The 23,301-nt window shown below is 53.0% G+C and carries 19 protein-coding genes and 3 tRNA genes; 14 read left to right on the top strand and 8 right to left on the bottom strand.

Annotation, left to right across the window (positions count from 1 at the left end; translation table 11 throughout):
- The first annotated feature begins 110 nt into the window (after positions 1-110).
- A complete protein-coding gene (ampR, locus tag OGX99_RS01475; RefSeq protein WP_286542381.1) occupies positions 111-986 on the top strand; it encodes a LysR family transcriptional regulator AmpR in 876 nt (291 codons plus the stop codon).
- A gap of 40 nt (positions 987-1,026) precedes the next feature.
- Here ampR and frdD read toward each other — a convergent pair whose 3' ends face one another.
- The 4 genes from frdD to frdA are packed head-to-tail and all read right to left on the bottom strand — an operon-like array spanning position 1,027 to position 4,317.
- Positions 1,027-1,383: a fumarate reductase subunit FrdD gene (gene frdD, locus OGX99_RS01480; protein WP_103768662.1), complete on the bottom strand. Its 357-nt coding sequence runs from the start codon at positions 1,381-1,383 to the stop codon at positions 1,027-1,029.
- Between the two features lie 10 nt (positions 1,384-1,393).
- Complete coding sequence (frdC, locus tag OGX99_RS01485; protein ID WP_016151401.1) at positions 1,394-1,789, bottom strand: fumarate reductase subunit FrdC; 396 nt, start codon at positions 1,787-1,789, stop codon at positions 1,394-1,396.
- A 10-nt stretch (positions 1,790-1,799) separates the two neighbouring features.
- On the bottom strand, positions 1,800-2,534 hold the full coding sequence (gene frdB / locus OGX99_RS01490; protein WP_137384014.1) for a fumarate reductase iron-sulfur protein: 735 nt from the start codon (positions 2,532-2,534) through the stop codon (positions 1,800-1,802).
- Positions 2,527-4,317 carry a fumarate reductase (quinol) flavoprotein subunit gene (frdA, locus tag OGX99_RS01495; protein ID WP_048212906.1) on the bottom strand — a complete coding sequence of 597 codons (1,791 nt, stop codon included), beginning with the start codon at positions 4,315-4,317 and terminating at the stop codon, positions 2,527-2,529. The genes frdB and frdA overlap by 8 nt, the downstream gene beginning before the upstream one ends.
- A gap of 324 nt (positions 4,318-4,641) precedes the next feature.
- Between frdA and epmA the strand changes: the two genes are divergently transcribed.
- Entirely contained in the window at positions 4,642-5,619 is a 978-nt protein-coding gene (gene epmA / locus OGX99_RS01500) for an elongation factor P--(R)-beta-lysine ligase (protein WP_003830517.1), read from the top strand.
- A 214-nt stretch (positions 5,620-5,833) separates the two neighbouring features.
- Entirely contained in the window at positions 5,834-7,336 is a 1,503-nt protein-coding gene (gene yjeM, locus OGX99_RS01505) for a glutamate/gamma-aminobutyrate family transporter YjeM (RefSeq protein ID WP_187253595.1), read from the top strand.
- 65 nt (positions 7,337-7,401) lie between these two features.
- Here the strand turns inward: yjeM and mscM are convergent, their stop codons facing one another.
- The 3 genes from mscM to rsgA all read right to left on the bottom strand — a co-directional run bounded on the left by mscM (position 7,402) and on the right by rsgA (position 12,847).
- Positions 7,402-10,716 carry a miniconductance mechanosensitive channel MscM gene (gene mscM, locus OGX99_RS01510; protein WP_151217329.1) on the bottom strand — a complete coding sequence of 1,105 codons (3,315 nt, stop codon included), beginning with the start codon at positions 10,714-10,716 and terminating at the stop codon, positions 7,402-7,404.
- A gap of 17 nt (positions 10,717-10,733) precedes the next feature.
- Positions 10,734-11,702 carry an archaetidylserine decarboxylase gene (gene asd / locus OGX99_RS01515; RefSeq protein WP_151217331.1) on the bottom strand — a complete coding sequence of 323 codons (969 nt, stop codon included), beginning with the start codon at positions 11,700-11,702 and terminating at the stop codon, positions 10,734-10,736.
- A 92-nt stretch (positions 11,703-11,794) separates the two neighbouring features.
- Entirely contained in the window at positions 11,795-12,847 is a 1,053-nt protein-coding gene (gene rsgA / locus OGX99_RS01520; protein WP_187253597.1) for a small ribosomal subunit biogenesis GTPase RsgA, read from the bottom strand.
- Positions 12,848-12,952: 105 nt separating this feature from the next.
- On the opposite strand from rsgA, the gene orn reads away from it, so the two are divergent.
- The 4 genes from orn to OGX99_RS01540 all read left to right on the top strand — a co-directional run bounded on the left by orn (position 12,953) and on the right by OGX99_RS01540 (position 13,983).
- Complete coding sequence (orn, locus tag OGX99_RS01525; RefSeq protein WP_151217332.1) at positions 12,953-13,498, top strand: oligoribonuclease; 546 nt, start codon at positions 12,953-12,955, stop codon at positions 13,496-13,498.
- Between the two features lie 185 nt (positions 13,499-13,683).
- Positions 13,684-13,759 (top strand) — tRNA-Gly (locus OGX99_RS01530).
- 36 nt (positions 13,760-13,795) lie between these two features.
- Positions 13,796-13,871 (top strand) — tRNA-Gly (locus OGX99_RS01535).
- A gap of 36 nt (positions 13,872-13,907) precedes the next feature.
- Positions 13,908-13,983, top strand: a tRNA-Gly gene (locus tag OGX99_RS01540).
- Between the two features lie 269 nt (positions 13,984-14,252).
- Here OGX99_RS01540 and queG read toward each other — a convergent pair.
- Entirely contained in the window at positions 14,253-15,392 is a 1,140-nt protein-coding gene (gene queG / locus OGX99_RS01545; RefSeq protein ID WP_286542384.1) for a tRNA epoxyqueuosine(34) reductase QueG, read from the bottom strand.
- Here queG and nnr point away from each other — a divergent pair.
- From nnr to hflX, 7 genes are all read left to right on the top strand, one after another.
- Positions 15,391-16,938 (top strand): bifunctional ADP-dependent NAD(P)H-hydrate dehydratase/NAD(P)H-hydrate epimerase, encoded by a 1,548-nt coding sequence (gene nnr / locus OGX99_RS01550; protein WP_286542386.1) that lies wholly within the window; start codon positions 15,391-15,393, stop codon positions 16,936-16,938. The two genes, queG and nnr, sit on opposite strands and share 2 nt — an antisense overlap.
- Positions 16,910-17,371: a tRNA (adenosine(37)-N6)-threonylcarbamoyltransferase complex ATPase subunit type 1 TsaE gene (tsaE, locus tag OGX99_RS01555; RefSeq protein ID WP_003025570.1), complete on the top strand. Its 462-nt coding sequence runs from the start codon at positions 16,910-16,912 to the stop codon at positions 17,369-17,371. Before nnr ends, tsaE begins: the two co-directional genes overlap by 29 nt.
- Before the next feature lie 16 nt (positions 17,372-17,387).
- The gene (gene amiB / locus OGX99_RS01560; protein ID WP_286542389.1) at positions 17,388-18,713 is read left to right on the top strand and encodes an N-acetylmuramoyl-L-alanine amidase AmiB; all 1,326 of its coding nucleotides are present in this window, start codon (positions 17,388-17,390) and stop codon (positions 18,711-18,713) included.
- Between the two features lie 9 nt (positions 18,714-18,722).
- The gene (gene mutL, locus OGX99_RS01565) at positions 18,723-20,573 is read left to right on the top strand and encodes a DNA mismatch repair endonuclease MutL (RefSeq protein WP_187253600.1); all 1,851 of its coding nucleotides are present in this window, start codon (positions 18,723-18,725) and stop codon (positions 20,571-20,573) included.
- Positions 20,566-21,516: a tRNA (adenosine(37)-N6)-dimethylallyltransferase MiaA gene (gene miaA / locus OGX99_RS01570; RefSeq protein ID WP_151217341.1), complete on the top strand. Its 951-nt coding sequence runs from the start codon at positions 20,566-20,568 to the stop codon at positions 21,514-21,516. The genes mutL and miaA overlap by 8 nt, the downstream gene beginning before the upstream one ends.
- Before the next feature lie 84 nt (positions 21,517-21,600).
- Positions 21,601-21,909: an RNA chaperone Hfq gene (hfq, locus tag OGX99_RS01575; protein WP_003025584.1), complete on the top strand. Its 309-nt coding sequence runs from the start codon at positions 21,601-21,603 to the stop codon at positions 21,907-21,909.
- A gap of 74 nt (positions 21,910-21,983) precedes the next feature.
- Positions 21,984-23,264 (top strand): ribosome rescue GTPase HflX, encoded by a 1,281-nt coding sequence (hflX, locus tag OGX99_RS01580; protein WP_151217343.1) that lies wholly within the window; start codon positions 21,984-21,986, stop codon positions 23,262-23,264.
- The last annotated feature ends 37 nt before the right edge of the window (positions 23,265-23,301 follow it).

Here is a 23,301-nt window from a genome sequence, read left to right on the forward strand (position 1 = left end):
AGCGAAAGAGTGTCCGGGCCCGTCAGACGCAATCAGTGTGTTTGATTTGCATCGTGTTGACAAACGGTTAAATTTAGCAGCAGATATAAGTTTTTCTAACAGGCCAGATGATGACGCGTCGCTATATCCCTCTAAACTCTCTGCGTGCTTTTGAAGCAGCGGCCAGACATCTCAGCTTGACCCGTGCTGCGATTGAACTCAACGTGACGCATTCTGCAATTAGCCAGCATGTAAAATCACTAGAGCAGCAGCTGAATTGTCAGCTTTTCGTGCGTGGTTCTCGTGGGTTAATGCTGACGACTGAAGGAGAAAGTCTGTTACCTGTACTTAATGACTCTTTCGATCGTATGGCGGGGATGCTGGATCGTTTTGCCACTCAGCAGACTCAGGAAAAACTTAAAATTGGCGCGGTAGGGACTTTTGCGGTCGGCTGTCTTTTCCCTCTGCTGAGCGAATTTAAGCGCAGCTACCCGCATATTGATTTGCACATTTCCACCCATAATAACCGCGTGGATCCCGCTGCCGAGGGGCTGGATTATACCATTCGCTATGGTGGTGGTGCCTGGCACGATACCGATGCGCAATATTTATGTAGCGCGTTGATGTCTCCTCTGTGTTCACCGACATTGGCTTCGCAGATTAAAGTACCTGCGGACATCCTGAAATTTTCGTTACTGCGATCGTATCGGCGTGATGAATGGGCGCTTTGGATGCAGGCCGTCGGAGAAGCGCCGCCGTCACCGACGCACAACGTGGTGGTGTTTGATTCGTCCATCACCATGCTGGAGGCCGCGCAGGCGGGGATTGGTGTGGCAATCGCCCCAGTCAGAATGTTCACGCATTTGCTCAGTAGTGAACGTATCGTCCAGCCGTTTTTAACGCAGATTGATCTGGGGAGTTACTGGATAACGCGTTTGCAATCTCGCCAGGAGACACCTGCGATGCGCGAGTTTTCACGTTGGTTGATCGGGGTATTGCACAAATAAAAAGGCCCGCCACTGGCGGGCCTGAAATTAACGTATGCGATTAGATGGTCAGGATACCAATCGCCGTTACAACGGTCAGGATCGCTGCCAGGCCGTAGAATACCCATTTGCCAGCAGGCACGTGGATTTTCAGGTCATGCATTGCGTGGTGCATACGGTGTAAACCGCACCACAGCGGCAGAACGATCATCAGGAACAGAAACGCACGTCCGATGAAGCTCTGAGCGAATGCCAGTACGCGTTCATAGGTGAAGGCATCAGGAACAAAGCCCAGCGGCAGCATAATGCCGACCAGCAGGATCATCACTGGCGCAATGATTGCGCTCCACATACCGCCTGCACCAAACAGGCCCCAGAATACGGGTTCGTCAGAGCGTTTTGGATTTGGATTAATCATTCCGGACTCCTTACCAGAACAGGGCAACAAACAGTATTACTACTGTCGCAACCACAGTAACTGCCCAGAGACCTTTGATGATCGGCTCTGGCCCCATTTTTTCGTCTTTTACGATGATGTTGGCGGCTTTAGGCGCCAGCTCAAACCAGGTTTTGGTATGCAGCAGCGCTGCTGCCAGGGCGATAATGTTCAGGATCACCACCACCGGGTTTTGTAAAAAGGCGACGAAGCCCATCCAGGACTCTGCACCATGCTTGAGTGCAAACAGGCCGATAATCAGTTCAATGCTGAACCAGACTGCCGGAACTGCCGTGCCTTCGCGCAGCATGTAAAAACGATAAAATGGCAGCTTTTTCCACCAGGTGGACGTCATAGGACGCACATAGGGTTTGCGTTTAGTCGTCATCGTGCACTCCTTAGCGTGGTTTCAGGGTAGCGATAAGAAAGTCTTTTGAACTTTCAACTTTACCCTGCTGAATGGCCGCAGCCGGATCGACGTGTTTCGGGCAGACTTCGGAGCAGTAGCCCACGAAAGTACAGGTCCAGACGCCGTTCGGGCTGTTCAATTGAGCCATACGCTCCTTCTTACCGTGGTCGCGGCTATCTTCGTTGTAACGATGCGCCAGCGTAATCGCAGCCGGTCCAATGAACTCAGGGTTCAGGCCGAACTGCGGGCACGCGGCGTAGCACAGACCACAGTTGATGCAACCGGAGAACTGATGATACTTCGCCATCTGCGCCGGAGTCTGGGTGTTTGGTCCCTGATCCGGTGTACGCGGGTTACCGATGATGTACGGCTTGATTGCTTCCAGACTTTCGATAAAGTGCGTCATGTCAACGACCAGGTCGCGCTCGATCGGGAAGTTGCCCAGCGCTTCAACCTTCATACCGCTGGTGTAATCACGCAGGAAGGTTTTGCACGCCAGTTTTGGCACATTGTTGACCATCATGCCGCAGGAGCCGCAGATCGCCATACGGCAGGACCAGCGGTAGCTCAGGTCCGGCGCCAGGTTATCTTTGATGTAGCCCAGCGCATCCAGCAGTGACGTGGTTTCATCATAAGGAACTTCGTAGAAAGCACTGTGCGGCGCGGTATCGGTTTCCGGGTTATAGCGCACCACCTCAACTTTCAGGTTTTTCATCTCAGCCATTCGCCTTCTCCTTCTTATCGGCTGCTTCCGCTTCGCCACCGTAAACACGTTTAGCCGGTGGCAGAGTGGTGATTTTCACGTCGCTGTATTCCAGGCGAGTCGTGCCGTCAGCATCGCGGAAGGCGAGGGTGTGTTTGAGGAAGTTCACGTCGTCACGCTCGGTGCAGCCTTCATCCAGACGCTGGTGCGCGCCGCGGGATTCTTTACGTGCCAGAGCGGAGTGCGCCATACATTCAGCAACGTTCAGACCGTGACCCAGTTCGATGGTGTACAGCAGGTCGGTGTTGAAGACGCTGGAAGTATCAGTGATACGTACGCGCTTGAAGCGCTCCTGCAGTTCCGCCAGCTTATCAACGGTTTTCTGCATGAGTTCCGGCGTACGGTAGATACCGCAACCTTCTTCCATGGAAATACCCATTTCGTCACGGATCTTAGACCAGTTTTCGTTACCTTCCTGGTTAACCAGATCTTTCAAGCGTTTTTCAACGCCAGCAACCTGTGCATCCAGAGCAGCACTGTTTGCAGCGCCAGCCGTTGCAGCGCGTTCCGCAGCTTGTTCACCGGCCATACGACCGAAGACCACCAGTTCCGCCAGAGAGTTGGAGCCCAGACGGTTAGCGCCATGCAGACCAACAGAGGAACATTCGCCGACAGCGAACAGACCTTTAATGCGGGTTTCACAGTGCTGATCGGTTTCGATACCGCCCATGGTGTAGTGTGCTGTCGGACGTACCGGGATCGGTTCTTTAACCGGATCGACACCCACATAGGCTTTCGCCAGTTCGCAGATGAACGGTAAACGTTCGAGCAGTTTTTTCTCGCCGAGGTGACGCAGGTCGAGGTGAACAACATCGCCACGCGGAGTGGAAATGGTGTTGCCTTTGCGCCATTCGTGCCAGAAAGCCTGAGAAACTTTGTCGCGCGGACCGAGTTCCATATATTTGTTTTTCGGCTCGCCCAGCGGAGTTTCTGGGCCCATGCCGTAGTCTTGCAGATAACGGTAGCCGTTTTTGTTGACCAGAATACCGCCTTCACCGCGGCAGCCTTCAGTCATCAGGATACCGGAGCCTGGCAGACCTGTCGGGTGATACTGAACGAATTCCATATCACGCAGTGGAACGCCATGGCTAAGTGCCATGCCCATACCGTCGCCGGTTACGATGCCGCCGTTGGTGTTGTAACGGTAAACACGACCTGCACCGCCCGTCGCCATCACAACGGCGTTAGCACGGATCTGCACCAGCGTGCCTTCCATCATGTTCATGGCTACCAGGCCGCGAGCATGACCATCGTCAACAAGGATATCCAGAACGAAGTGTTCATCAAAGCGCTGAATCTGCGGGAACTGCAAAGATGTTTGGAACAGCGTATGCAACATGTGGAAGCCGGTTTTATCCGCGGCAAACCAGGTACGCTCGATTTTCATACCGCCGAAGCGACGTACGTTGACGCTACCGTCTTCACGACGGCTCCATGGGCAGCCCCATTGTTCCAGTTGCGTCATTTCAGTTGGGCAGTGGTGGACAAAGTAATCCACGACATCCTGCTCACACAGCCAGTCTCCGCCTGCTACCGTATCGTGAAAATGGTAGTCAAAGCTGTCATGATCCTGCGCGACAGCAGCAGAGCCGCCTTCGGCAGCAACGGTATGGCTGCGCATTGGGTACACTTTTGAGATCAGTGCGATTTTAGCGTTGGGATTTGCTTGTGCGGCAGCAATTGCTGCACGCAATCCCGCGCCACCGGCGCCTATAATGGCAAGATCGGCTTGAAAGGTTTGCACGACATTCCTCCAGATTGTTGTTATTTCATTCCTGCCTGAAATCAGATGCTTCATCGGCTCCAAACAGGTTATGAACGCGTTTCCACTGCTCCTTTATAGGTACAATAGTATAGTCTCAGGGATGTGCGGGAAATTTGACGTGTTCGATTTTTTTAGCGTGTCACAGGGGGGAATTATCATTGAATTTGATTAATTTAATTACTAAACCACCCTATGTCGCTTTTTTTACCCAATTGCTTGTACAGATTACTGGGGCGCGAAATTTGTCTCGTTAACGCGATACGAGTAGACTTCGTGCCCTTGTCTTAAATCGGAGAAACAACCATGAGCGAAACGGCAACCTGGCAGCCGAGCGCGTCCATCCCCAATCTGTTAAAACGTGCAGCAATTATAGCGGAGATTCGCCGCTTTTTTGCCGATCGTGGCGTGCTGGAGGTTGAGACCCCTTGTATGAGTCAGGCAACGGTAACGGACATCCATCTGTTCCCGTTCGAAACGCGTTTCGTCGGCCCGGGACACTCCCAGGGGATGAATCTCTATTTAATGACCAGTCCGGAATACCATATGAAGCGCCTGCTGGTGGCAGGGTGCGGCCCGGTGTATCAACTGTGCCGCAGCTTCCGTAATGAAGAGATGGGGCGCCATCATAACCCTGAATTCACCATGCTCGAGTGGTATCGTCCGCACTACGATATGTATCGCCTGATGAACGAAGTGGATGATTTGCTTCAGCAGGTGCTGGACTGCTCGCCTGCGGAAAGTCTCTCTTACCAGCAAGCCTTTCAGCGTCATCTGGAGATAGACCCGTTGTCTGCGGATAAAACCCAACTGCGGGAAGTCGCGGCGAAATTGGATCTCAGCAATATCGCTGATACCGAAGAAGACCGGGACACCTTACTGCAACTGCTGTTTACGATGGGCGTTGAGCCGCATATTGGCAAAGACAAACCGACGTTTGTGTATCATTTCCCGGCCAGTCAGGCATCACTGGCGCAAATCAGTACCGAAGATCACCGCGTGGCTGAACGTTTTGAGGTTTATTACAAAGGTATTGAGCTGGCAAATGGTTTCCATGAATTGACCGACGCGCGTGAACAACAGCAGCGGTTTGAACAGGATAACCGCAAACGTGCCGCACGAGGCTTACCGCAGCAACCTATCGACACCAACTTGCTTGAAGCGTTAAAAGTAGGCATGCCGGATTGTTCTGGCGTGGCGCTGGGCGTTGACCGTCTGGTGATGCTGGCGCTGGGCGCAGAGAGCCTGGCTGAGGTTATCGCATTTACCGTCGATCGCGCGTAACTGACTCTTCTTCAATACAACGTGGCGGTAAAATCGCCACTTTGTAGCATATTTTTTCATTTTCCCTCTAATAGCCACAATTTACTCCTGGATATTTGATATCGTTCAGGTATCAATTCTGTGTTGATTTATCTATCGCTGAACTCTGCAAAGAGAGCAGTGCCAATCGGTGAGCGGCGTTAGTTAAACGCTTGCCAGAGAAAGGGATGGTTTAATGACCCAAACAATAAAAAAGATGAGCCTGATTGGTCTCATCCTCATGATATTTACGTCAGTTTTTGGATTTGCTAATAGCCCATCGGCTTTCTATTTAATGGGATACAGTGCTATTCCATGGTATGTATTTTCTGCATTATTATTCTTTATTCCATTCGCCTTAATGATGGCTGAAATGGGTTCTGCCTATCGTAAAGAAGAGGGCGGTATCTATTCCTGGATGAATAATAGCGTTGGACCACGCTATGCCTTTATCGGCACCTTTATGTGGTTCTCTTCCTATGTTATCTGGATGGTCAGCACTGCGGCGAAAGTCTGGGTACCTTTTTCAACCTTCTTATTTGGCGCAGACATGACGCAACATTGGCGTATCGCGGGGCTTGAGCCTACGCAGGTCGTCGGACTGCTCGCCGTTGGCTGGATGATTCTGGTGACCTGCGTGGCCTCCCGGGGTATTAATAAGATTGCCCGTATTACGGCAGTAGGCGGAATTGCCGTAATGTGTCTTAATTTAGTTCTGTTGTTAGTGAGTGTCGCTATTTTGTTATTAACTGGTGGCCACTTTGCTCAGGATATTAATTTTATCTCCTCGCCTAATCCGGGATATCAGTCCGGTCTGGCCATGCTGTCATTTGTGGTATTTGCCATTTTTGCTTACGGTGGAATAGAAGCCGTGGGTGGATTAGTTGATAAAACGGAAAAACCCGAAAAGAATTTTGCGAAAGGCATTGTTTTTGCCGCGATTGTGATTTCTGTGGGTTATTCGCTGGCTATTTTTTTATGGGGGGTTAGTACTAACTGGCAGCAGGTATTAAGTAATAGCTCGGTTAACCTCGGCAATATTACTTATATCCTGATGAAAAGCCTTGGGATGACGTTGGGTAATGCGCTGCATCTTTCCCCTGAGACCGCGATGGCGATGGGCGAATGGTTCGCGCGTATTACCGGACTTTCTATGTTCCTCGCTTATACCGGCGCGTTTTTCACGCTCAGCTACTCGCCGTTGAAAGCGATTATTCAGGGTACGCCGAAGGCATTGTGGCCCGCACCGATGACCAAACTGAATGCGGTGGGAATGCCGACGACCGCAATGTGGTTGCAGTGTCTGTTGGTAAGCCTGTTTATCCTGCTGGTTTCGTTTGGCGGCGATACGGCTTCAGCGTTCTACAACAAACTGACCCTGATGGCGAACGTTTCGATGACGCTGCCGTATCTGTTCCTTGCGCTGGCATTTCCGTTCTTTAAATCCCGCACGGGTCTGGAAAGACCGTTTGTTGTCTTTAAAACCCGAGCGGCGACGCTACTGGCAACAGGCGTGGTAGTACTGGTGGTGACGTTTGCCAACGTATTCACCATCATCCAGCCGGTAATTGAAGCCGGGGACTGGAACAGCGCATTGTGGATGACCGGTGGCCCAATCTTCTTCTCGCTGCTGGCGATGGCGATTTATCAGAACTACAGCCGCCGCAAGGTCAACGAACCTGAGTGGGCGGTGGAATAAACATCCTACCTAATCCGGCCTACAAAGAAGCATCTTCGTAGACCGGATACGCTGTAGCCGTCTGTTTACAAACTTCCCGCCGGGCGACTGCCTCTGCCCGCAGAACTTAACGTTCTACCCGTTTGCTTACCCCCCAGACTCTCCAGACGCATCTGGAACGGTGGGAATGGCATATCGATACCGTGCTCGCGGAAACCAGCCAGTATCAGCTGATGGATCTCGTGGCGCAGCGGCATACGGTGCCCCATCTCTGCGGCATAGATACGCAGTTCGAAGATTTGAATCCCCTGCTGCAGGTCAACCAGAAAGACTTCTGGCGCCGGGTTATCGATAACCAGTGAACAGCGGTGTGCGGCAGTAAGCAGGATCTGCGTCACTTCCTCGCTGTTCGCCTCCGACGGTGCCGGGATGGTTAACACTACGCGGGTGACCGAATCTGACAACGACCAGTTGATAAACTGCTCGGTGATAAAGGCTTTGTTGGGCACGATGATCTCTTTGCGGTCCCAGTCGCTGATGGTCGTGGCGCGGGTATTAATTTTCGTCACGCTACCGGTAAGATCGCGAATTGTCACCGTGTCGCCAATGCGGATTGGTTTTTCAAACAGGATAATCAGGCCGGAAATAAAGTTGGCGAAGATTTCCTGCAAACCAAAGCCCAGACCAACACCGAGAGCCGCCACCAGCCATTGCAGTTTGGACCACTCAATACCGATCATCGAGAAGCCAACCAGACCGCCAATCAGCATTAGCAGGTACTTGGTGATAGTGGTGATGGCGTAACCGGTGCCGGGGGTTAAATCCAGATGTTGCAGCAGCGCCAGTTCCAGCAACGCGGGCAGGTTGCGTACTAATTGGGTGGTGATGATAAACACCAGAATTGCGATAAGCACTGCACCCAGCGTTATCGGCTCCAGGCTTTCCACGCCCTGCACCGTAGAGGTGACATCCCACAGCGAGATGTTTTCCAGGAAGCCAAAAGCGGAATGAATTTCTGACCACAGCACAATGACCGAGAGCAGGGCGATAAGCATCAGGATAGAACGCACCAGACGCAGCGATTGCGCGCTGATAGCATCCAGATCCACTTCGCTTTCATCAACATCAATTGTGCCTTCAAGACTGGTGGAATGCGGTGGTTCTTCTTCACCCCGCGCGCGCTGCGCAAGCATTTCGGCGCGTCGATGCTTGGCGCGATCGAAGGCCAGGCGGCGGCGCTGGATCAGCATCCAGCGGCGGATGACGTGATAAACCACCAATAACAAGAACCAAATCGCCACGGACGTTTCCAGACGTGCCAGCAACGCTTGTGACGTGGCGAGGTAGCCCACGGCTGCGGCGAGAATAGCAATCAGCGGCGCGCCCATCAGCATATTCCATAGCATGCTGTTGACCATGTTGTCGCTGTTGCCCTCTTTATCGAGGTACAGCGGTATCCCGGCGCGTTTCAGGCTCAGGGTTACAACCGCCAGCGCACCGCAAATCAGAATAAAGCACAGACGTCCCAGTGAGGCGGAGAATTCCCGATCATTGAGATTATCAAACATAATCACCGCCATGATCAGCGGGACAATCAGTCCGATGCTCATCAGGTAATAGTGCATGGCTTTCGCGACGCGGTTACGTGGCCAGCCAAAGTGGGCAATGAACAAACCGTTGGGACGCGCAAAGGTGGCGCAAATCATTACCGCCCATAGCATAGGCACCGTGGCGGTAACGCCATCGCCGATAGCAACAGCCAGCGGGTAAGGCCAGGCTTCCTGCAACCCGTAACCGAGCGTTGCCCACAGCACCGGCAACGGCGAAGCGACGAGTATTGACCAGAAAACCGTGCGTATCGTCAACCAGAAGTGGTCCTGGGTGACTTTCCCGACCCGCGCTGATGAACGCTCCAGAAAACGGGTGAAATGTTTGCGCGAAGAGAGGCTAAAGCCAACCAGCACCAATGCCGCGAAAAGCGGTAGCAGCGTTTCTTTGCTGGTCAGCATCATGATGCTGGCTTTACCCAACTGATTAAACGTATCTAATGAGATCAAACGTCGCAAATCCTGAACGATGTCGACAGGCCAGGAGAGCGAGATGGGGCTGACGTCTGACGTCCAGAACAGATAGCGGTGCGTTGCTTCGTTGACCTCTTTTAGCGCATCTTCCAGTTGGCTGTTGGAGACCTTGAGTTTGGTCAGCTCAAGGATCAGGGTATCGCCACCCTGTAACAGAGAGTTCAGCAACTCACGCTGGGTGCGTAGCTGGGCGTTGAGAATGCTGCTCTGTTCAGCAGTTAGCGGTTGTCCATCGGCCTGATGAATCTGACGCAGTTGTGGCTGTTTGTTGAGGAGATCTTCATAGCGCATACGGTGCACGCGTAGCTGCGCCATTTCGGTATCCAACTGCTGGGGTTTGGGCATTTCCGGTAAACGGGATACCTGCGCGCGCAGCGCTTCTCCCAGCATATTTGAGACCCCAAGCCATTGGGACTGCTCTCGCAGCGTATTCAATGCCTGGCGCACCTGTAATGTTTGACTGGCGGCCTGACGCTGTTGCGAGGCAACCAGGTCCATACGCTGCGCCTGCTGGTTTAAGGCCTGAGACAGTTCGCGGTTAACTTTGAACTGGTCAACAATGCCTTCCGGCAGCCCCGCGCTGTTTTCCGCCAGCAGTTCGGTGCTTTCCAGCGCTCGCTCTGCTTCACGCTGGCGCTGACTGTTGAGTTGGTTGCGCAAAGCCTGCAGGTAAGTATCAAGCTGTTGGCTCTGTTTTTCCGCAAGCTCTGAGCGCATACGTGCCAGTTCCTGGCGGTTATTGGCGGAAAGCTGCGCCAGCTCCAGTTCATCGACCAGAGCTTTGAGTTTGGCGGATTCAGCCTGCATCGCCTGATTCTGCGCGGGATTCGCGTTGGCGGCACCAATACGTCGCTCAAGCTCATTGAGCTGGCGGCGGGCATCGGTTTGCTGTTGAGGAAGCTGACTTAAGGAGTCGGCGATTTCCCGGGCGCGATCCTGCTCCTGCTGGGCCTGACGACTCTTTTCCAATAGCTGGCTGCTGACCTGGAGGATCTCCTGGTTTAACGCATCGGTGGTGAGTCCGGTTGGCACATTGCGCGGTTCATCGCGCAGGTTGCTAAGCTGCGCGCGTAATGTTGCGGACAGCTTGGGGAAGTTATCAATAACCTGTTGATATTGTTGGGCGCGCTCGAGAGATCCTTTACGCTCCTCAAGGGCATTCAGCGCGGACTGGAGCGCCTCGACGGTTTCTGGCTGAGCGGGTTTTGCCGCCTTTGCCTGCTCCAGTTCCTGGGTGAGTTGTTTGGCATCGGGGGCCGTCGCAGCGTACGCCCCCAGGCTGAGGCACCAGGCCATCAGAAAAGTGATAATCAGGCGCACAGCAGCGATTCCTATGTTTAACTTTCGTCTTTTTTGTCGTCAACCAGCGGGCTGGCATCGTGTTCTGCTTCGATCTCTTCTTTCGTTAGCGGGGCAGGTTCTGCCTCTGGCGTCACGAAAGTCTCGGTCGAGATGGCCATTGGTTGGCCAATTTTTGTCACGGAAAGGTCCTGCAACTGCTCAACCAGGTTAACTTTGCCCGGTGCGAACAGGTTGATGACGGTGGAACCGAGCTTAAAGCGACCCATTTCCTGACCTTTCAGCAGCGCCACCGATCCTTCACTTTCGCCTTCCGGCCAGGTCCAGCGTTTAATGACGCCTTCACGCGGTGGGGTAATGGTGCCAGCCCAGGCGGTTTCAATACTGCCGACGATGGTCGCACCGACCAGAATCTGCACCATCGGACCAAATTCGGTATCAAACAAGCAGATTACGCGTTCGTTGCGTGCAAACAGGTTTGGCACGTTTTGCGCAGTCAGGATGTTTACAGAGAAGAGATCGCCCGGTACATACATCATTTCACGCAGGATACCGTTACACGGCATGTGTACACGGTGGTAATCGCGTGGAGACAAGTAAGTGGTCACAAACGTACCGTTGCGGAATTTGTCCGCCATCTGGTAGTTGCCGGCCAGCAGCGCTTCCAGGGTATAGCTGTGTCCTTTGGCCTGCAGCAGTTTGTCTTCTTCAATGTTACCTAACTGGTTAATCACACCGTCAGCAGGCATGACCAGAACGTTTGGATCGGTGTTGATCGGGCGTGCGTCATCGCGCAGCGGGCGAACAAAGAAGTCGTTAAAGGTGCGATAGCTTGCGGTGTCCGGCTTTTGTGCCTCTTTCATATCGACCTTGTAGTATTTCACGAACAGATCGATAACCAGTTTAGTTAGCCATCCAGCTCGTTTGCTTGCACCCCAACCCGCCAGGCGAGTGAGCCATAGTTTCGGCAGAATGTATTGTAGCGAAAGCTTAAATGAGTTTAACAAGGTAGCCTCCAGGCCATAATTTGTTCCCGATCCGGCATACGAGCCGGATCCTGAAAAAAGGGGGTCGATTCTAGCGATGCTTAGCTTAGTTGTCAGTTGTCTGTATCAGAAAAGTTTTTACGCGTTTTTACCTGCGCCATGCTTTCCAGGATGCGGTGATAATTTTCAAACCGAGTTTCGGCTATGGCCCCTTTTTCTACAGCCTCACGGATAGCGCAGCCTGGATCGGTATCATGCTTGCAGTCGCGGTATTTGCAGTGGCCCAGGTAGTCATGGAATTCGACAAAGCCCTGCGTGATTTGTTCCGGCTCCAGATGCCACAACCCGAACTCACGAACGCCAGGGGAGTCGATCACGTCACCGCCATGCGGGAAATGATACAGACGAGAGGCCGTGGTGGTATGCTGTCCAAGGCCGGAGTTGTCGGAGACATCGTTGGTCAGGATCTCTTCCTGCAGCCCGAGAAGGTTATTAAGCAGGCTGGATTTCCCTACGCCCGACTGACCGGCAAAAATGCTGATGCGATCGGTTAATGCTTCTTCAAGTGGTTTCAGACCGTCTTTAGTGCGGCTTGATACCATCAACACGCGATAGCCAATGTGGCGATAGATATCCATCTGTTCGTTAACAAAGGCCATGCCTTCGCTATCCAGCAGATCGATCTTATTCAGTACGATAATTGGTTCAACGTGTAGTGTTTCACAGGCTACAAGATACCGGTCGATAATATTGAGTGACAGCTCGGGTAAAATGGCTGAGACAATAACGATCTGGTTGATGTTGGCGGCAATGGGTTTCACCCCGTCGTAAAAATCGGGACGTGTCAGTACTGAGGTACGCTCGTGTACCGCCTCAACGATGCCTTTGACATTCACACCTTCTGCTGCCGCTTTACCTGGGCGCCAGACGACGCGATCGCCGGTAACCAGCGAGCGAATTGTACGGCGGATATTGCAGCGGTGAATCTCGCCGTCAGCGGATTCCACGTCGGCATGCATGCCAAAACGGCTGATAACGATGCCTTCGGCGGTTTCGCCAAACAGGTTGTCGTCGTAGTCTGGCTTCTCCGTGGACGTTTTAAGACGACGCTGGTGATTGGCATTCACTCGGCGCTGTTGGCCTTTGGAGAGTTTATTCTTACTCAATCGGACTGGCTCCTGGTCGCCCATGATGGGCAAAACATTTATGATACACGCAATTTTAGACGAATATAGTCACACTGAATGTGACGCTGAAGGGTGGAAAATAGCATGAGTGCCAATGAAAACAACCTGATTTGGATCGATCTGGAGATGACAGGCCTGGATCCCGAGCGCGATCGCATTATTGAGATCGCCACGCTGGTGACGGATGCCGACCTGAATATTCTGGCTGAAGGACCGACAATTGCGGTGCACCAATCCGACGAACAACTGGCGTTAATGGATGACTGGAACGTACGTACACATACCGGTAGCGGGTTGGTGGATCGCGTGAAGGCAAGCACCATGGGAGATCGTGAAGCCGAATTGGCCACCCTGGCGTTTTTGAAAGAGTGGGTTCCAGAAGGAAAATCACCTATCTGCGGCAACAGCATCGGTCAGGATCGTCGTTTCCTGTTTAAATACATGCCGGAGCTGGAGGCGTATTTCCATTATCGCTATCTGGACGTCAGCACGCTCAAAGAGCTGGCGCGTCGCTGGAAGCCGGAAATTCTGGCTGGCTTCACCAAGCAGGGTACACATCAGGCTATGGACGATATTCGTGAATCGGTTGCCGAGCTTGCTTACTATCGCGAACATTTTATTAAGCTCTGATTTTGTTCTCCGGTGGCTTGCGTCACCGGGTTTTTGACGCTAAATTGTTCAGCTTGATTGTAAAGTAATCACTTGAACGGATTTTCGAAAAAAACGTATTCAGGGGGGTTGCAGCTAAACGGATTTCTCGTATAATGCGCCTCCCGTAACGACGCAGAAATGCGAATTACGACAGCAACAAATTTGCGGGAATAGCTCAGTTGGTAGAGCACGACCTTGCCAAGGTCGGGGTCGCGAGTTCGAGTCTCGTTTCCCGCTCCAAAATTTGAAAGTGCTTATAAAGCACAGACCACCCAAGCGGGAATAGCTCAGTTGGTAGAGCACGACCTTGCCAAGGTCGGGGTCGCGAGTTCGAGTCTCGTTTCCCGCTCCAAAATTTGAAAGTGCTTATAAAGCACAGACCACCCAAGCGGGAATAGCTCAGTTGGTAGAGCACGACCTTGCCAAGGTCGGGGTCGCGAGTTCGAGTCTCGTTTCCCGCTCCAAATTCTTACCCCAATAAAAATATCCACAACGACTAATCGCGTTGGGGGCGTTTTGTTTCGTCATTGACATACTCTTGTAAACAGACTTATCCACAGGTCCAGGTATTGTTCCTCGAATACAAAAAACTTCGCTGGGTGAATAGTATCATTTTAACCATCTGAAATTATTGAATTAATTATCATTTCAAATTGTTAATGCGATCACTTGACGATTTTTTCCCTCTTGAATATCAATGTGTTTTTATTTTTATACACAAGCTGTGGATGACTTATGCGTCGCGCGGCAGACCCTTTTCAATGACCCTGACCAAACGTAGTTTCTTCGGTAACTGCACCTCAACTACGCTGGCATTCCGCTTCTCAATTTGCTGAGCAATCGCCCAGTCTATGTGTTCGTCGAGAAGTGGGTGCTCACTTCTTCGACTTTCCAGCGCGTGAATAACCGCTTCATCCCATGGGGCATTACCCAACGCAACGGCGATATTTCGCAGCCAGCGCAGGTGGCCAATACGGCGAATGGCAGAACCTTCCGTGACTTTTAAAAACCACGCTTCGCTCCAGCTAAACAGTTCAATTAACTCCGGGGCATGAAGTTGCTTGCGGGGAGAGAAGTCATCCTCTGTCGTCAACTGCGAATAGCGGTTCCACGGGCAGATGAGCTGACAATCATCGCAGCCATAAATTCGATTCCCCAGCAGAGGACGAAATTCTTCCGGGATCGCGCCTTCCAGTTCGATAGTGAGATACGAGATACAGCGGCGCGCATCTACCGTATAGGGTTCAACGATGGCCCCGGTTGGGCAGATGGTCATACAGGCAACGCACTTCCCGCAGCCTTCTTCGACTGGCTCATCGACCGGCAGGGGCACGTCGATCAGTAATTCCCCGAGGAAGAAAAATGAACCTGCTTCACGATTGAGGATAAGTGAGTGCTTACCTGTCCAGCCAAGCCCGGCTTTTTCCGCCAAAGGACGCTCAAGAATGGGCGCGGAATCGACAAAAGGTCTAAAATTCAGCGAAGCGCAGTGCTGTTGGATCTTCTCCCCCAGCTTTTTTAAGCGGTTACGCAGTAGCTTATGGTAGTCGCGTCCAAGCGCGTAACGGCTGACATAACCGAGTGAGGGATTTTTCAACGTGCCGGCAAAGGCTGCATTAGCAGGAAGATAGTTCATACGTACGCTGATGACGCGTAGAGTACCGGGTAACAATTCGTGAGGTCGGGCGCGCATCATGCCGTGACGGGCCATCCAGTCCATCTCGCCGTGGTATTGTTTATCCAGCCAGGCCTGCAGTTTGGGTTCCGCTTCGCTGAGGTCGGTATCGGCAATACCGACCTGCTGAAAGCCAAGCTCCAGCCCCCACTGCTTAATATTATGCGCTAACTGATTGAGATCGAGGGGCTCTGACATGACGGACCATACAATGAAGAAAAACCCCACAAGTATACCACACTCCATCTGGCACGCCGATGACATCAGGCGGATGGAGCGAGAGGCAGCAGACAGTTTAGGGCTGACGTTGTATGAGCTGATGCAACGAGCGGGAGAGGCGGCGTTTCAGGTCACACGCAAGGCATATCCGAATGCCCAACACTGGCTGGTGCTCTGCGGTCACGGCAACAACGGCGGTGATGGTTACGTGGTGGCAAGGCTTGCCAAAGCGCAGGGTTTTAATGTTACGTTGCTGGCGCACGAGAGTGATAAACCGCTCCCCGAGGAAGCACAGCAGGCGCACGACGCCTGGCTTAACGCTGGTGGCGTGATTCATGCTGCTGATATTAACTGGCCAGACAGCGTGGACGTCATTATTGATGCGCTGTCAGGTACTGGCTTAAAAAACGCGCCGCGTGAACCTCTCCCGGCGTTGATCGAACGTGCCAATAGCCACCCAGCCCCTACAATTGCAATCGACATTCCATCCGGCCTGCTGGCGCAAACGGGGGCGACGCCGGGTGCGGTCATCCACGCTGCGCACACCGTTACCTTTATGGCGCTCAAGCCAGGTTTGCTCACCGGTAAAGCACGCGATGTCACCGGACGTCTGCATGTTAATGCTCTTGGGCTGGACGACTGGCTGGCGGGGCAGAACGCGCCGCTGCAACGTTTTGATGCTCAACAGCTTGCGCACTGGCTAAAGCCACGTCGGCCCACCTCACACAAAGGTTCCCACGGTCGGCTGGTGATTATTGGCGGTGACCACGGTACGGCAGGCGCAATACGTATGGCCGGTGAAGCGGCGTTGCGTGCGGGAGCCGGGCTGGTCAAAGTGTTGACGCGCAGTGAGAACATTGCGCCTGTTCTGACTGCCAGACCGGAACTGATGGTCGATGCGCTGACGCCGCAGACTCTGGAAGAGAGCCTGGCATGGGCGGATGTTGTAGTGATCGGACCAGGGCTTGGTCAGCAGGAGTGGGGCAAAAAAGCGCTGCAAAAAGTAGAGAATTTTCGCAAACCGATACTCTGGGATGCGGATGCGCTGAACCTGCTGGCAATCAACCCCGATAAACGTCACAATCGCGTGATCACGCCGCATCCTGGCGAAGCCGCGCGGCTGCTGGGCTGTTCCATTGCAGAAATTGAAGACGATCGCTTACTTTGTGCGCAACGTCTGGTAAAACGGTACGGAGGCGTGGTTGTGCTGAAAGGCGCGGGTACGGTTGTTGCTGCTGAACAAGCTGAGTTAGGTATTATTGATACTGGCAATGCAGGGATGGCCAGCGGCGGAATGGGTGATGTGCTTTCCGGTATTATTGGCGCATTGCTCGGACAGAAGCTTACCCCGTATGATGCAGCATGTGCGGGATGTGTTGCGCACGGAGCGGCGGCGGATGTGCTGGCGGCGCGTTTTGGTACGCGCGGCATGCTGGCGACAGATCTCTTTACCACGCTACAGCGTATTGTTAACCCTGATGTGATTGACGTTTATCATGATGAATCGAGTAATTCCACTACCTGATGAGCAGGCGACTTTAGACCTGGGACTGCGGGTAGCCAAAGCCTGTGACGGCGCGACGGTTATATATTTGTACGGCGATCTGGGGGCGGGTAAAACCACTTTCAGCCGGGGATTCCTGCAGGCGTTAGGCCACAAAGGTAATGTAAAAAGCCCCACCTACACGCTGGTTGAACCCTATTCACTCGATAACTTGATGGTATATCACTTCGATCTGTACCGACTTGCGGACCCGGAGGAGCTGGAATTTATGGGGATCCGCGATTATTTTGCCAATGATGCCATCTGCCTGGTGGAATGGCCGCAACAAGGTAAAGGTGTGTTGCCAGACCCGGACGTCGAAATACACATTGAATATCAGGCGCAAGGTCGAGAGGCGCGCGTAAGCGCAGTCTCCTCATCGGGTGAATTATTGCTGGCGCGTTTAGCCGAATAACCTTAAGGGTGGCGGGATGATTTATTGCATCAGAAACTGGCTGATGGCAACCCTGGTCCTGCTGTGCACGCAGGCAGGGGCCGCCAGTCTCTCCGATCTTCAGGTTTCCAATGGCGATCAACAGGCGCGGATCACGCTGAGCTTTATTGGCGATCCTGAATACGCCGTGACCCAGGACGGGAAACGCACCGTCGCGTTTGATATTAAACAAACTGGTGTGATTCAGGGTTTACCACTGCTGTTTAGCGGCAATAATCTGGTGAAATCTATCCGTTCCGGCACGCCAAAAGATGCGCAGTCTCTGCGCCTGGTAGTGGATTTAACCGAGAACGGCAAAGCTGAAGCCGTTAAACGTCAGAACGGTGGCAATTATACCGTTGTGTTTACCATCAAAGCAGATGCGCCGCCGCCTCCACCTCCAGTGGTTGCTAAGCGTGTTGAAACGCCGGTTGTCGCCCCTCGTCCTGCCGAACCTGCGCGTAACCCGTTTAAAGCGGAAAACGATCGCACCACGATGGTGACCAACAGTAATACCTCCACACGACCTGCGGCGCGCGCCAGCACCAGCAGCGGTGATAAAGTGGTTATTGCCATTGATGCCGGACACGGCGGGCAGGATCCGGGGGCGATTGGCCCTGGCGGTACGCGTGAGAAAAACGTCACGATTGCCGTGGCGCGCAAACTGCGTAGTTTGCTCAATGATGACCCGATGTTTAAAGGCGTACTCACCCGTGATGGCGATTACTTTATCTCGGTGATGGGGCGTTCAGACGTCGCGCGTAAACAAAATGCCAATTTCCTGGTCTCTATTCATGCGGATGCCGCGCCAAACCGGGATGCCACCGGCGCTTCCGTTTGGGTTCTGTCAAACCGTCGGGCAAACAGCGAGATGGCCGGCTGGCTGGAACAGCATGAGAAGCAATCAGAGCTTTTGGGCGGCGCGGGCGATGTGCTGGCAAACAGTCAGTCCGATCCTTATCTCAGTCAGGCCGTGCTGGATCTGCAATTCGGCCATTCGCAACGTGTCGGGTATGATGTGGCGACCAGCATGATCGGCCAGTTAGAACGTATTGGCTCGATGCATAAGCGTCGTCCTGAACATGCCAGTCTGGGGGTATTACGTTCGCCTGATATCCCGTCAGTGCTGGTTGAAACCGGCTTTATCAGTAACAACAGCGAAGAGCGTCTGTTGGCGAGTGATGATTATCAGCAGCAGCTGGCCGAGGCGATTTACAAAGGATTGCGTAACTATTTCCAGGCGCACCCAATGCAAACTGGGCCGCAGGGCGCACAGGCGCAAACCGCCAGTGCTGTATCGCCTGGTAACACGTTAACAAATTAAGGATTAGCCATGCCGATTCAGGTTCTACCGCCACAGCTGGCGAACCAGATTGCCGCAGGCGAGGTGGTAGAACGGCCTGCGTCAGTGGTGAAAGAGCTGGTGGAAAACAGCATTGATGCTGGTGCGACGCGCATTGATATTGATATAGAGCGCGGTGGTGCGAAGCTTATCCGTATTCGTGACAACGGCTGCGGGATTAAAAAAGACGAGTTGGCGTTAGCGCTGGCGCGCCATGCCACCAGTAAAATTGCCTCGCTTGACGATCTCGAGGCCATCGTGAGCCTCGGATTTCGCGGCGAAGCGCTGGCCAGTATCAGCTCCGTCTCTCGTTTAACCCTGACGTCGCGCACACAAGAGCAGCCTGAGGCCTGGCAAGCCTATGCTGAAGGGCGCGACATGGATGTGACGGTAAAACCTGCTGCGCATCCAGTGGGAACCACACTGGAGGTGTTAGATCTGTTCTACAACACCCCGGCGCGGCGCAAGTTTATGCGTACCGAAAAAACCGAATTTAATCATATTGATGAGATTATTCGTCGCATTGCCCTGGCACGTTTTGATGTGACGATTAATTTGTCACACAACGGTAAAGTGGTACGCCAGTACCGTGCAGTGGCTGCTGATGGACAGAAAGAGCGCCGACTGGGCGCGATTTGCGGCACGCCGTTTCTGGAACATGCGCTGGCGATTGAATGGCAGCATGGCGATTTAACGTTGCGCGGCTGGGTGGCCGATCCTAACCACACAACGGCAGCGCTGGCGGAAATCCAGTACTGCTATGTGAATGGCCGGATGATGCGCGATCGGCTGATCAACCATGCTATTCGTCAGGCCTGTGAAGATAAGCTGGGAGCCGATCAGCAACCCGCTTTTGTGTTGTATCTGGAAATCGACCCGCATCAGGTGGATGTTAACGTACATCCGGCCAAACATGAGGTCCGTTTTCATCAGTCCCGCCTGGTGCACGATTTTATTTATCAGGGCGTGTTGAGTGTTCTGCAACAGCAGCTTGAAACGTCGCTGCCGTTGGCTGATGACGATGAACCCGCCCCAAGGCACATTCCTGAAAACCGCGTTGCCGCCGGACGTAACCATTTTGCCGAACCGGCTCCCGTGCGTGAACCTGCGACACCGCGTTACTCCGCGTCCGCTGGTGGCGCAGGCCGTCAGGCGGCTAGCTGGCCTCATGCCCAACCTGGATATCAAAAGCAGCAGGGTGAAATTTATCAGCAACTGCTGCAGACGCCGGCTCCGCCGCGTAAAACGCCGGTCTCTGAAACACCATCGGCACCGCTGACCGGCAGCGCTCAGGGCTTTGGACGGGTGCTAACGATTGTCGGCGCAGACTGCGCGTTACTCGAATGCGATGGTCATATTCGGTTGCTGGCATTACCGGTGGCGGAACGTTGGCTGCGTCAGGCGCAGTTAACGCCAGACCAGGGGACCGTTTGCGCCCAGCCGTTGCTGATCCCTTTACGTTTAAAAGTCACCGCCGATGAAAAAGCGGCGCTGCAAAAAGGGCAGGGCCAACTGGCTGAGCTGGGCATTGAATTTCAACTGGATGCACAGCATGTGACCATCCGGGCGGTGCCTTTACCCTTACGCCAACAAAATTTACAAATCTTGATTCCTGAACTGATAGGCTACCTGGCGCAGCAGTCCGTATTCGAACCGGGCAATATTGCACAGTGGATTGCACGTAACCTGATGAGCGAGCATCCTCAGTGGAGCATGGCTCAGGCGATTACGCTGTTAGCGGATGTTGAGCGGCTTTGCCCACAACTCGTGAAGGCGCCGCCGGGTGGTCTGTTACAACCCGTTGATTTACATTCGGTAATGAATGCCCTGAAACATGAGTGATACCCGTAAGGCGAGCCTGCCAAAGGCGATTTTTTTGATGGGGCCAACGGCCTCTGGTAAAACGGCACTGGCAATTGAATTGCGTAAAGTTTTACCCATAGAGTTGATAAGCGTTGATTCCGCCCTTATTTACAAAGGGATGGATATCGGCACAGCCAAGCCTGATGCAGATGAATTACAGGCTGCGCCGCACCGATTGCTGGATATTCGCGATCCGTCGCAAGCATATTCTGCGGCGGATTTTCGCCGCGATGCGTTAGCCGAGATGGCCGATATTACCGCTGCGGGGCGTATCCCGCTGCTGGTGGGCGGTACAATGTTATATTTTAAAGCCTTGCTTGAAGGGCTGTCGCCGTTACCGTCGGCGGACCCGGAAGTCAGGGCCAGAATTGAGCAGCAGGCTGCAGAGCTTGGGTGGGACGCGTTGCACCGACAGCTTCAGGAAATCGATCCAGTGGCAGCGGCGCGTATTCATCCAAATGATCCGCAAAGACTTTCCCGGGCACTGGAAGTTTTTTTCATTTCGGGTAAAACTTTAACGGAGCTGACGCAAACGTCAGGAGATGCTTTGCCGTATCAGGTGCATCAGTTTGCAATCGCCCCGGCGAGCCGTGAACTGCTCCATCAGCGAATTGAGCAGCGTTTTCATCAGATGTTAGCTTCAGGTTTTGAAGCAGAAGTCCGGGCGCTTTTTGCCCGAGGAGATTTGCATACGGATTTGCCTTCCATTCGTTGTGTAGGGTATCGCCAGATGTGGTCATACATTGAAGGCGAAATTTCATACGATGAAATGGTTTATAGAGGTGTTTGCGCCACGAGGCAGTTGGCGAAGCGACAGATAACCTGGTTGCGTGGTTGGGAAGGCGTGCATTGGCTTGACAGTGAAAAGCCTGACCAGGCGCGAAACGAAGTATTACAGGTTGTTGGTGCTATCGCGAACTGAATGTGTACAATTGAAACGTATCGTGCGCAATTTTTCAGAATCGAAAGGTTCAAAGTACAAATAAGCATATAAGGAAAAGAGAGAATGGCTAAGGGGCAATCTTTACAAGATCCGTTCCTGAACGCACTGCGTCGGGAACGTGTTCCAGTTTCTATTTATTTGGTGAATGGTATTAAGCTGCAAGGTCAAATCGAGTCTTTTGATCAGTTCGTGATCCTGTTGAAAAACACGGTCAGCCAGATGGTTTATAAGCACGCGATTTCTACTGTTGTCCCGTCTCGCCCGGTTTCTCATCACAGCAATAATGCCACCGGCGGCACTGGCAGCAACTACCATCACGGTAGCAACGCGCAAGGTTCATCTGCGCAACAGGACAGCGAAGAAACCGAATAAGGTTGTCTGCTGTTTTACACACGGGGAGCCAGCGATCCTGCGTTCCCCGTTGATACATATTAAGGGGTTGACGCTTGTTTGACCGTTATGATGCCGGTGAGCAGGCGGTACTGGTACACATCTATTTTTCGCAAGACAAAGATATGGAAGACCTCCAGGAGTTTGAATCTCTGGTTTCTTCCGCCGGTGTCGAAGCAATGCAGGTGATTACCGGGAGCCGTAAAGCACCGCACCCGAAGTATTTTGTTGGTGAAGGTAAGGCAATCGAAATTGCCGAAGCCGTAAAAGCGACTGGCGCTGCGGTGGTGATTTTTGATCATGCTCTAAGCCCCGCCCAGGAACGTAACCTGGAACAGTTGTGCCAGTGTCTTGTTATCGACAGGACAGGCCTTATTTTAGATATTTTTGCCCAGCGTGCGCGCACCCATGAGGGTAAGTTGCAGGTTGAGCTGGCGCAGTTGCGCCATATGGCTACGCGTCTGGTCCGTGGCTGGACCCACCTTGAAAGGCAAAAAGGCGGGATTGGTTTGCGCGGTCCGGGTGAAACCCAGCTCGAAACCGACCGTCGTTTGCTGCGTAATCGCATTTTGCAAATACAGTCGCGCCTGGAAAAAGTTGAAAAGCAACGTGAGCAGGGGCGACAGTCGCGCAAGAAAGCGGATGTCCCAACCGTATCACTGGTGGGATATACCAACGCCGGAAAATCCACCCTGTTCAACCAGATTACCGAAGCCCGGGTTTACGCAGCGGATCAGCTGTTTGCAACTCTGGACCCGACGCTGCGCCGAATAGACGTAGCGGACGTCGGTGAAACTGTGCTGGCGGATACCGTAGGGTTTATCCGTCATTTACCGCACGACCTGGTGGCGGCGTTTAAAGCCACCCTGCAGGAAACACGTCAGGCGACATTGCTGCTGCACGTTATTGATGCAGCAGATTTTCGTGTGCAGGAAAACATCGAGGCCGTCGACACGGTGCTCGAAGAGATCGATGCTCACGAGATCCCGACCCTGCTGGTGATGAATAAAATCGATATGCTGGAAGATTTTGAGCCGCGTATCGACAGAGATGAAGAGAATAAACCGATTCGCGTTTGGGTTTCAGCGCAAACGGGAATAGGTATACCACAGCTTTTTCAGGCTTTGACTGAGCGACTTTCCGGTGAGGTGGCGCAGCATACGTTGCGTTTGCCGCCGCAGGAAGGGCGTCTGAGAAGCCGGTTTTATCAACTTCAGGCAATAGAAAAAGAGTGGATGGAGGAGGACGGCAGCGTAGGTCTGCAGGTTCGTATGCCGATCGTAGACTGGCGTCGCCTCTGTAAACAAGAACCGGCACTGGAAGACTATGTTGTCTGATCTGACGGATATGGCCTGAAGATTTTTTCGCCTCTAT

It is taken from the genome of Citrobacter sp. Cu096 (assembly GCF_030332285.1).
GTDB classification, from domain to species: domain Bacteria; phylum Pseudomonadota; class Gammaproteobacteria; order Enterobacterales; family Enterobacteriaceae; genus Citrobacter; species Citrobacter meridianamericanus.